The sequence below is a fragment of the Alcanivorax sp. HI0007 genome (genome assembly GCF_001635525.1).
GTDB lineage: Bacteria > Pseudomonadota > Gammaproteobacteria > Pseudomonadales > Alcanivoracaceae > Alcanivorax.
The window spans coordinates 1-9383 of sequence record NZ_LWEJ01000007.1; the positions used below are offsets into that span (position 1 = coordinate 1).

9 protein-coding genes and 1 pseudogene are annotated in these 9383 nt (G+C 55.7%); 5 read left to right on the forward strand and 5 right to left on the reverse strand.

The features are described from left to right. Positions 1–1026 (forward strand): annotated as a pseudogene (locus tag A3714_RS17840) (ATP-binding protein); the annotation flags it as partial. Positions 1027–1184: 158 nt separating this feature from the next. On the opposite strand, the gene A3714_RS00780 reads toward A3714_RS17840, so the two are convergent. After that, entirely contained in the window at positions 1185–1628 is a 444-nt protein-coding gene (locus A3714_RS00780; protein ID WP_063510139.1) for a MarR family winged helix-turn-helix transcriptional regulator, read from the reverse strand. 95 nt (positions 1629–1723) lie between these two features. Between A3714_RS00780 and A3714_RS00785 the strand changes: the two genes are divergently transcribed. Both A3714_RS00785 and A3714_RS00790 read left to right on the forward strand, forming a co-directional pair. Then, on the forward strand, positions 1724–2170 hold the full coding sequence (locus A3714_RS00785) for a hypothetical protein (protein ID WP_063510138.1): 447 nt from the start codon (positions 1724–1726) through the stop codon (positions 2168–2170). A 271-nt stretch (positions 2171–2441) separates the two neighbouring features. Further along, the gene (locus A3714_RS00790) at positions 2442–3590 is read left to right on the forward strand and encodes a zinc-binding dehydrogenase (RefSeq protein ID WP_063510137.1); all 1149 of its coding nucleotides are present in this window, start codon (positions 2442–2444) and stop codon (positions 3588–3590) included. Positions 3591–3745: 155 nt separating this feature from the next. On the opposite strand, the gene A3714_RS00795 is transcribed toward A3714_RS00790, so the two are convergent. The 4 genes from A3714_RS00795 to A3714_RS00810 form a co-directional block, all read right to left on the reverse strand. Beyond that, positions 3746–4558, reverse strand: coding sequence for a MipA/OmpV family protein (locus tag A3714_RS00795; RefSeq protein ID WP_063510136.1), 813 nt, complete (start codon positions 4556–4558; stop codon positions 3746–3748). A 16-nt stretch (positions 4559–4574) separates the two neighbouring features. Beyond that, positions 4575–5324 carry a DUF1223 domain-containing protein gene (locus A3714_RS00800; RefSeq protein ID WP_063510135.1) on the reverse strand — a complete coding sequence of 250 codons (750 nt, stop codon included), beginning with the start codon at positions 5322–5324 and terminating at the stop codon, positions 4575–4577. A gap of 194 nt (positions 5325–5518) precedes the next feature. After that, a complete protein-coding gene (locus tag A3714_RS00805) occupies positions 5519–7126 on the reverse strand; it encodes a GMC family oxidoreductase (RefSeq protein WP_063510134.1) in 1608 nt (535 codons plus the stop codon). Between the two features lie 196 nt (positions 7127–7322). After that, a complete protein-coding gene (locus A3714_RS00810) occupies positions 7323–7685 on the reverse strand; it encodes a hypothetical protein (protein WP_063510133.1) in 363 nt (120 codons plus the stop codon). 226 nt (positions 7686–7911) lie between these two features. On the opposite strand from A3714_RS00810, the gene A3714_RS00815 reads away from it, so the two are divergent. Then, positions 7912–8799: a metal-dependent hydrolase gene (locus tag A3714_RS00815; RefSeq protein ID WP_062815523.1), complete on the forward strand. Its 888-nt coding sequence runs from the start codon at positions 7912–7914 to the stop codon at positions 8797–8799. 220 nt (positions 8800–9019) lie between these two features. Next, positions 9020–9383 (forward strand): EamA family transporter (locus tag A3714_RS00820; RefSeq protein ID WP_156493805.1); only part of this gene is annotated, 364 nt, incomplete at its 3' end.

Genomic DNA, 9383 nt, shown 5'->3' on the forward strand with positions numbered 1-9383 from the left:
ATAAACAGGATTGTGAGTGGCCGGGAAAGGTTTGGTGGGGATATTCAAAATTTAGAAAATTATATAAAAGCTACCTTTTACCGATCATTTACGACTACTAATCCCAAGCAGGAGTCGGCTGAACTTTTGAAAGCGGTCGTTGATATTATCGATAATCAAGCTTTGAGAGATATTCTTAATCGATTAGTGTGGAGAGGGGATCAAAGTAAGTTTTCCTATCCCGGGCCTGCGGGTACAGTCTATTTTGATGGTCGTGAACATGACTACGATAATGTCTTCAGACAGGATGTGGATGCAATTAATCTGCAAGACTTAGATGCATTTGGTGAGCTGATAATAAGAGTAAATTTGCAGCTCATAAATGATTTGCTCTTCGGATATGTTCAATTTGAACATATCCAGCCGCTGCTGAAACGAATTGAATCATCAATGACTGCGCTTTCACGCGTGATAAGAATCGATGGTGAAAACGCAGAAATACCGTTGTTGACTGTGATTTCGTTGCGGAAGTGTAATCAAGAAATAAAAAAGGTCGTTCCGTTACTATTAGCAAAGCACTTTTATGAGCAGCATAAAAATAACGTCGGAAATCCTCCGGATAGAACATTGCATCTAATAATTGATGAAGCTCATAACATACTTTCTGAGCAGTCCACCAGGGAGCAAGAAAGTTGGAAAGACTACAGATTAGAGCTTTTTGAGGAGATTATTAAAGAAGGGCGAAAGTTTGGTATGTTTTTAACATTGGCCAGCCAGCGCCCAGCAGATATTTCGCCAACGATAATGTCGCAAATCCATAACTTCTTTATTCACCGCCTGGTTAATGATAAAGATCTATTTTTGCTTGATTCGACGATAAGCACTTTAGACAACCTCTCAAAAAGTATGATCCCTAGTCTTGCGAAAGGCTGTTGCATTGTAACCGGGACCTCCTTTGATTTGCCGATGGTTTTGCAGATCGAGCAATTAACTAAAGAGTATCAGCCCGACAGTGAAGATGTGGTTCTGGAAGACTTATGGTCTTAGTATGGTGCGGTAAAAGCGGCAAACGGAGATCCAGGGTCACCAGATCCGGGGTCAGGTTTTGCATCGTGCATCGATAGTGCGAGGTGGGTTTGATTTTTCGCGCGGAGCAAGCGCTGCCCCCAATGTTTGCTTTCCTGTTTTGGCGGCGGATCAGGACGTTAGCGGTCCATAGAGACGGCGATTCGCTTAAGCACAGACAGTGTTGTTTCAAGTTCTTCCTTGCTCATGTCCTTTGAGCATGTCGTTGCCCATCCCGACTGCTTTTCATCCAACTTCAAATATACCGTTTTCCCTCGCTCCGACAGGCTTATCAATTTTGCGCGCTTGTGGCCTGGATTGTCCTGGGACACCAGCAGTTCATCCTGCTGCATGGCATCAACAAGTCGTTGTACGGCTTGTCGTGTCAGTCCCATGCTTCTGGCTATTTGCGGAACGGTTTGCGGTTCACCCGCGAGGAAAAGCGCCCCCAGAATCTTCCAGCGGGCACTGGTAATGCCATATTCCGAGCCCATATCGTCACCTTCACTGACAAGCAGCCCGCCCAGCTTGAAGACTTCAAGCACGATTTCGGTGAACACCGGGCCTTTCTGCGGGTCGTTCATAGGCGTCCCTTCTGTAAATTGACAACATGTTGACAAGTTGAGTGGCTTCTTAGCACAATGACAACATGTTACCAATTTCCCTGCCGGAGGAAACCATGGCGTCCCTGCTTCATCGCGTTGCCGCAATTATTGCCTTCTTGTGCATTGCCACGTTCTTTTCGGCAACCATTCTCGTTGAGCTTTTCGGTAGCGCAGAAGACATCGCAACCCTGAAAAGCCTCATTGTCTGGCCAGGCTTGTTGATTCTTGTTCCTTCCATTGCATTCACTGGCGCGAGCGGGTTCGCCCTGGCTAAAGGCAGAGGAGGAAAGCTGGTACGACAAAAGCAGAAGAGAATGCCGTTTATTGGTGCCAATGGAATATTGGTGCTTATTCCCTGCGCGGTAGTGCTTGATCATTGGGCATCCCTGGGGGCTTTTGATACCCGTTTCTATGTGGTGCAAGGCGTCGAATTGGTTGCCGGTGCTATCAATCTCATTTTGATGGGAATGAATATGAGAGATGGCCTTAGGTTGAGTGGAAGGTTGAAGCGGTCTGCGTGAAAAACGATGACAATACCTGTTTGAAATATTTGGAGCAGGTTTGAATCGTCCATGTGAGATCAGCATTCAAGACTTGATCAAAATATAATTTTTTCCGGAACGCTGATACTGCCAAAGGTTTTGAACAGCAGACCCATTGCCGCTACGCCACCTTCCTCTCCCAGGTCTCAATGAAGGCTGACCTATTTGGCTCCATACGACCTGTTTCCCCATGACTGTTGCGCGACACTATAAGCATGCCAATCAAGTCAGCCTGCCATAAGGAAAAGCCATGAAAGCGGTTGTTTGCCACCACGGTGACTTTGCGGTCCAGGATGTGCCCGAGCCGGAACCGGGCAAGGGTCAGATACTTCTGAATGTGTTGCGTTGCGGCATCTGCGGGTCGGATCTGCATGCGCGCCATCACGCGGATGAACTGGCGGAGGCCACCGAGCGGGTCGGTTACCCGCACATCATGCGCAGCCATGAGCATGTGGTTCTGGGGCACGAGTTTGTGGGCGAGATCGCGGACTACGGCCCGAAGACCCATCGCCGCTGGAAGTCGGGCAAGCGCGTTGTGGCCATGCCCATGCGGCGCAATAACGGAATGGCGCATCTGACTGGCCTGTCCACCCAGGCCCCCGGCGCCTATGCCGAACGGGTGCTGGTGGAGGAATCCCTGGCCTTTCCTGTCACCAACGGTATTTCCGATGACCATGCGGCGCTGACCGAACCCATGGCGGTGTCCCTGCATGCGGTGAACCGCTCCGGGATAGGCCGTCGTGACACGGCCATCGTGATTGGGTGCGGGCCCATTGGTCTCGGGGTGATTGCCATGCTCAAGGCCAAGGGGGTACGTCATATCGTCGCCAGTGATCTTTCCCCCACGCGCCGCAAGCTGGCCAGGGCCATGGGCGCCCATGTGGTGGTGGACCCGTCCCAGGGCAGCCCCTATGAGGGTATGGAAAAGCGCGGCTTTATTGTGAATGCGCCGCAGCTGTTCGATATGGCCCTGGATGGCATGGCCATGCTGCGCATGACGCCGTTGCCCTGGGAGCCCCTGTGGCGGGCGGCGGAAGTGGCCGGCGTGACTAACCCGAAGCGGCCGGTGATTTTCGAATGCGTGGGCATTCCGGGGATGATCGAAAGTATCGTCGCGGATGCGCCGTTACGCTCCTGCATCGTGGTGGTGGGCGTCTGCATGAAGCAGGACCACTTCTTCCCGGTGAATGCCATCAACAAGGAAATCGATCTGCGTTTTACCCTGGGCTACATGCCCATCGAATTTCGCGATGCGTTGCACATGATTGCTGAAGGCAAGGTGAATATGGGGCCGATGATTACCGGTACGGTGGGGTTGTCCGGCGTGGATGAGGCCTTTGCCGCATTGGGTAATCCGGAGCAGCATGCCAAGATCCTGATTGATCCGGGCAAGGCCTGAGGAGAGAGTGAGTCGCCACGCTGCTGAAATGAATGCGCGGATGGAGCGGGTTCGAGCTGCCCACGGTCATGGATAAGACGATCCCGCGTCGACTCTCTTTTTCAGGGCGTCGAAGCGGGATGGTTTATTTACAGGCAGTGACCGTTGCTGGCATATCACCAGAAATAAAATATTCCGCCTATGGCAACCGAAGTGAGTGATCGATCATCAATGATGGAGCTGTCGGAAATTCCCTCGCCAAGATAATCCTCTTTTACCACAGCAAGAAAATGCCAGTGTTTTCCCGGTGTCCAGATAGCGGTCAAGGCGGCCTGATAGTTCAGTGAGCTATGTTCGCCATAGACGGGCCGGCCGGGAGCGGTTTCATCGTCGTCAACCCCGTAAAAATGCTCCACCAATTGACCGTCTTGCCAAACCAGTCCCAGTGAGGGCGCGATGGTGACATCTCCCCAGTTGATCCCGCGGCTGACAGTGACACTCGCTTCCAGGCCATCGCTCTCATTGCCGATATCTTTCAGCACGTTGGCAGAGAGTTGATGCATGGCATGCTGATAGTCATAAGACAACCCGGCGAAGACGGTGCGCTGTGTCGTATCGATGCCGTTAAGTTCGCCATTGTCCGCAAAGCCTGCGGTGACTTCATAGAAGCGCGGCGTGACGAGCAGCCTCAGTACGCCATTGTCTTTTTTGAAGAGATCCAGGCCTGCATCAAGCCCTTCCACGCTGAAGCGTTTATAACGAAGGGAGAAATAGGGGAGCCCTTCGTGTTGTTCATCGACACCGACAAAAGGCCGTTCGGTGATTGACGTTGTGGCGCCGATGCCAAAGTGGCTGGTGTCATCCAGTGGAGCCCGGGAAAGCGGCGTGTTGATGGCGGTCGGGGCTGCTGCGGCCAACGAAGCGGAAAGACACAGCAGGCTGGCGGCGATGTTACGAATACATGCCGAAGGATATGTGTTGGCAAACATGGAGGCTCCGTGGACGTTAATTGATGGTGGTTGTTGACGGCAGTAGGCCGCCGACGGCTTGCACGGGCCGAAGGTCGCTGCTCTGGCTGATCCAGGCCACCAATCCGATGCGTTGCTGGCCATGGTCGGGTGGCGACGGCAGTGTGACTTTCATCATGGAAGATGACATGGGGTGGTGATGCCACTGCAAAACAACGAAATCGTGTTGCAAGGTTTTGCCCCGATTCTCTCCGCGTTGTATCGAGGATGTCAGGCCGAGGCCGATCCACGCCGTATTCAAGCGTGCGTCATCGGGAAGAGTGCCGTTGAATGTGGCCTGCAAGGTCGGGTGCTGGTAGGTAACAGACAGAGAGCCCACCTTTTTCTGTGACAGGGAATCCTGCCAGTTTCGATGGCGGTGGAAAAATCCGCGCCACTCATTGCCGTTGATAAAAAAGCCGGGTGTGTAGACGCGACTGACATCTTGAAGCTGAGCGTAGCGACGTTGTCGCTCACTGAAGGCCGGGCTGGCATAAGGATCAGCCCAGCCGATGTAATCCCAGTAATCCACGTGAAACGCCAGCGGGATAAATGTGGAAAAAAGCCCGTCCTGTTTTCCCAGGTATCGGACAAACCGGTCGGCCGGCGGACAGCTGCTGCAGCCCTCGGAGGTATAAAGCTCAATCAGTGAGACTTGTTGTTCGCCACTGCTGAATGTCAGGGGCATGCTGTCGGCGTTTAGCATGGCAGGCACGAGAAAAAGAAACAGGCTAAGCGGCGCTCGCATAAGAGATGTCCTATGTCATCCGTTAGCCCTTTGATGTCAGTCAGCAGCGTTCGTTACAGGCGGGGTTGGACGAAAGCCCCGAGCGATTCTGGCTGGGGGAAATTTCACAGAAAGAGGGGGGGTGTTCGTGAGCCATTTGCAGCATTTATGTAGGCGCGGGGTGAGCGCCCCGGCGGCGGGGCGCTCAGGTTTTTTTATTCCTGGCGGATCCGGCTCTTCCCCCGAATCATATCCACTGCTTTCTCCGCAATCATCATGGCCGGCGCATTGGTGTTGCCGCCGATCAGGGTGGGCATGATGGACGCATCGATGACACGCAAGCCTTCGATGCCATGAACGCGCAATTGCGGGTCGACCACCGCCTGTTCATCGGTGCCCATCTTGCAGGAGCCCACCGGGTGGTAAACGGTGTCGGCGCGCTGGCGGATCACGTCGCGAATCTCATCGTCGCTCTTCACGTTGGCGGTGAACATGTCTTTCTTCATCCAGCGTTTGAGTGACGGCGCTTCCATGATTTTCTTGGTGATCTTGTAGCCTTGCACCATGTCTTCCAGATCCTGGGGGTCTTCCAGGAAGGCCGGGTCGATCAGGGGCAGGTCATCCGGGTTGGCGCTGGCCAGCTGCACGCTCCCCCGGCTGCGCGGGCGCAGCAGGCACACGTGGCAGGAGTAACCCTGGGTGAAGTGCATCTTGCGGCCATGATCATCCACCAGGGCAGTGACCATGTGTAGCTGCAGATCCGGGGCAGTAAGCTCTGGCCGGGTTTTCAGGAAGGCCCCGGCTTCGGCGAAGTTGGAGGTCCACAGGCCACGTCGTTCCTTGCGATAGGTGCCCATGGCCATTAGCGCCCGCCACATGCCCGCCGGTGACAGACCAAAAGTGGCAGGGCTGTCGGTGGTGTAGCCGAAAATGAAATCCGGATGATCCTGCAGGTTCTTGCCCACGCCAGGAAGATGATGCACCACGGGGATGTTGTGCTTTTTCAGTTCCTCGCTATCTCCCACCCCGGATAGCATCAGCAGTTGCGGGGACTGAAAGGCGCCGGCGGACAGCAGCACTTCCTTGCGGGCCGAGGCGGTGCGCAGCTGCTTGCCTTGCTTGAATTCCACACCCACAGCACGTTTGCCGTCGAAGACAATGCGCTGAACCTGGGCGTTGGTTTCCACGGTCAGGTTGCTGCGATCCATATGCGGGAACAGGTAAGCCCGGGCACTGCTCCAGCGTTCGCCGTCTTTCTGGGTGACCTGATAGACCCCGGCGCCTTCCTGCTCGGCGCCGTTGAAGTCATCGGTAATGGGGATATCGCATTCCCGGGCAGCGTCCAGAAAGTAGTCCTGGAACGGGTTGTCGGTACGGCTGTCGCTGACCCAGAGCGGACCGTCGGTGCCGTGGTAGTCGTTATCGATACGTTCGTTGTGTTCATTGAGGCGGAAATAGGGCAGCACATCCTTGTAGGACCAGCCGTCATTGCCCAGGGCCGCCCAGTGATCGTAGTCCTCGCGATGGCCACGAATATAGACCATGGCATTGATGGCGGACGAGCCGCCCAGGCATTTGCCCCGGGGCTGGAAGCCCTGGCGACCATTGAGGCCTTTTTGCGGAACCGTTTCCAGCACCCAGTTGTTGATGGGCCTGGAGAGCATAGCTACCGCACCGGAGGGCACATTGACCAGCAGACCGTCCCCCTTGCCACCGGCTTCCAGCAGACAGACGCGGGTGTCCGGGTCTTCACTGAGCCGTCCGGCCAGGGCGCAGCCGGCGGAGCCACCACCGATGATGAGGTAATCGAACTCGTTGTCCATGCGGGCTTCCTTTTATTGTCTGTTATTCGCGGTGGGTGCCGTTCGAGGATCGCGGCGGTGTTGCTCAGCGGTTTGCGTCAGCGGTATCAGCATGGATCCCTGCGCTCGACAGACAGATTAGCACCGGGGTTTTCCGTCAGTAAGTATTGTTTGTGTGACGGCTGTAGCAGGTCGCGATGGCGGATAGCCGCTGTTATCAGCGGGTAAATTCCAGGCGTGTTTCGCCCAGGACTTCACAGGCCTGAAGGATTCTGCCTTCCAGTTCGATATGGTCGCCGGGCTTCAGATCAATCTGGATGTCCCCCACGGTTTTGCTGTCACCATGAATGTTCAGGGTTCCACTCTGGCTGTCAGTAAGCGTTACCCCGTTCACGCGGCGTTTGGCTCGGAGGAGGTAAGTCAGGGGTGTGTAGTTACCCCGGCAGCTGACAGTCAGGTTGAAGGTGTGGGTGGTCTCGATGGCGCTGTGCAGGATGTCCAGCCTGCAGTCCTGCTCGTCGGCGACAGCGGGCAAGGCGGCAAGTGAGAGCAGGGCGAGTGGCAGGAGCGGAAGGTGCATGGCAGTAAATGGTATCGGGAGAAAATAGAGGGTACCCCGAAATCGCGTTGCCGGGTAAGCGGCTGCCGGGCAAGGGAACGTCGCAAGAGCTCCCTGAATGGTGCTTTCGGATGCAAGTTTTGTCATCGTGCCAAGTGTTCCTGCGTATGTTTAGATAATAGCCATGCTTTTCCCGGGCACGGGCTGTGTGTGTATGTCTCGGGCGTGATGATCAACGGAGATAACAATGAAAAAACTGTCTGCAGCGCTGCGTCTGGTAACCGATAACACCCGGGCAACGCCCATGTTGGTGCCGACGCGCAGGAGCCTGCGATTCAATCTGGACCCCAGGCGGATTTCCGACTGGCACACTGCCGGTGGGCCGGTGCTGACGGCCTTCCTGAATACCTTTTCCACCGTTCTGCCGGTGGGCGAGCGCTTTTTTATCGACAGTGTGCGGGCCTACCGGGACCAGATTACCGATCCTGAGCTCAAGAAGGCGGTGACCGCCTTCATCGGCCAGGAAGCCATGCACGGGCGCGAGCATGAAGAATATAACGATGCCCTCTTTGCGGTGTCGTCAGTGGCGCCGAAATTCGAGCGCCTGGTGGAAGGTGTCCTGAAGAGGTTCAACAAATACAGTGCGCCGGTGTCCCTGAGTGGCACCATCGCCCTGGAGCATTTCACCGGCCTGCTGGCGGATAGTGTGTTGAGTGATCCTCGGGTAGTGGATGGTGCTGATCCCGCCTATGCCGCCTTGTGGCGCTGGCATGCCCTGGAAGAAACCGAGCACAAGGCCGTGGCGTTTGATGTCTGGACGGCGGTCATGGGCAAAGGGGTTGGTGCCTACGGGCTGCGCTGTTTCGGACTGGGCCTGGCCACGGTGGTGTTCTGGGGGCTGGTGATTCCGGTGTTCCTGGAAGTGCTGCGTGAGCAGGGCAAGCTGACGGACTGGAAGGGCTGGCAGAAGTTTTTCCACTACACCTTCGGTGATATCGGCATGCTGCGTAAGCAGATTGGTAACTACCTGGATTACTTCCGCCCGGGGTTCCATCCCTGGGATCACGACAACCGTGAGTTGCTGCTGCAGATCGACAGCTTTTTGGCGGAGCAGGAAGCGGCCGCCTCCGCCTGACGTTTCCCGCCGTTGCATCATCGGCTGGCATCACGGAGTAACCCTGATGTCAGCCTCTTCCCCTTCTTTCTCTCCCTGCCCATTAACGATGCCTCCTGCCGGTTGCATCGCGAAATATTCTGCGTTTCAGTGGTTGCTGAGAGCCCATGGCAAATGAGGCTTGCGTGTTGGTGCGTTGATGGTCGCCCGGGTCACCTGTTGCCGGGCGACAGGAGGGCAAATGGCGCGCGTGAGCACAGCCCTGGTGATTGTGGCAGCCCTGTGCTGGGGGCTGTCCGGCGGCCTCGGTGGTGTGCTCATGGCCGAAGGCTGGGGCGCCTTGCTGGTGTCTTTCTACCGGGGCGCCATCGGACTGCTGTTTGTGCTGGTCTGGCTGGTTCTGCAGCCCGCCGGCCATGGCCTGAGGAGCCGCCGATTATGGCTCTGGTCCAGCGTTGCCGGCCTGGGGGTGGCGGGTAATTTCGCGTTCTATTTTCTCAGTATTTCCCGGGGCAGCGTGGCCGTGGCCGCGACCTTGATGTATTGCGCCCCGGTGTTTGTGTATCTGGTGTCGTTTGTTTTTCGCCTGGAGCAGCCTTCACGGT

Bases quoted from the DNA above. Each gene is read 5' to 3' on its own strand.
- A3714_RS00780 (WP_063510139.1), bottom strand. From the start codon at position 1,628: ATGAACGACCCGCAGAAAGGCCCGGTGTTCACCGAAATCGTGCTTGAA.
- A3714_RS00785 (WP_063510138.1), top strand. From the start codon at position 1,724: ATGGCGTCCCTGCTTCATCGCGTTGCCGCAATTATTGCCTTCTTGTGC.
- A3714_RS00790 (WP_063510137.1), top strand. From the start codon at position 2,442: ATGAAAGCGGTTGTTTGCCACCACGGTGACTTTGCGGTCCAGGATGTG.
- A3714_RS00795 (WP_063510136.1), bottom strand. From the start codon at position 4,558: ATGTTTGCCAACACATATCCTTCGGCATGTATTCGTAACATCGCCGCC.
- A3714_RS00800 (WP_063510135.1), bottom strand. From the start codon at position 5,324: ATGCGAGCGCCGCTTAGCCTGTTTCTTTTTCTCGTGCCTGCCATGCTA.
- A3714_RS00805 (WP_063510134.1), bottom strand. From the start codon at position 7,126: ATGGACAACGAGTTCGATTACCTCATCATCGGTGGTGGCTCCGCCGGC.
- A3714_RS00810 (WP_063510133.1), bottom strand. From the start codon at position 7,685: ATGCACCTTCCGCTCCTGCCACTCGCCCTGCTCTCACTTGCCGCCTTG.
- A3714_RS00815 (WP_062815523.1), top strand. From the start codon at position 7,912: ATGAAAAAACTGTCTGCAGCGCTGCGTCTGGTAACCGATAACACCCGG.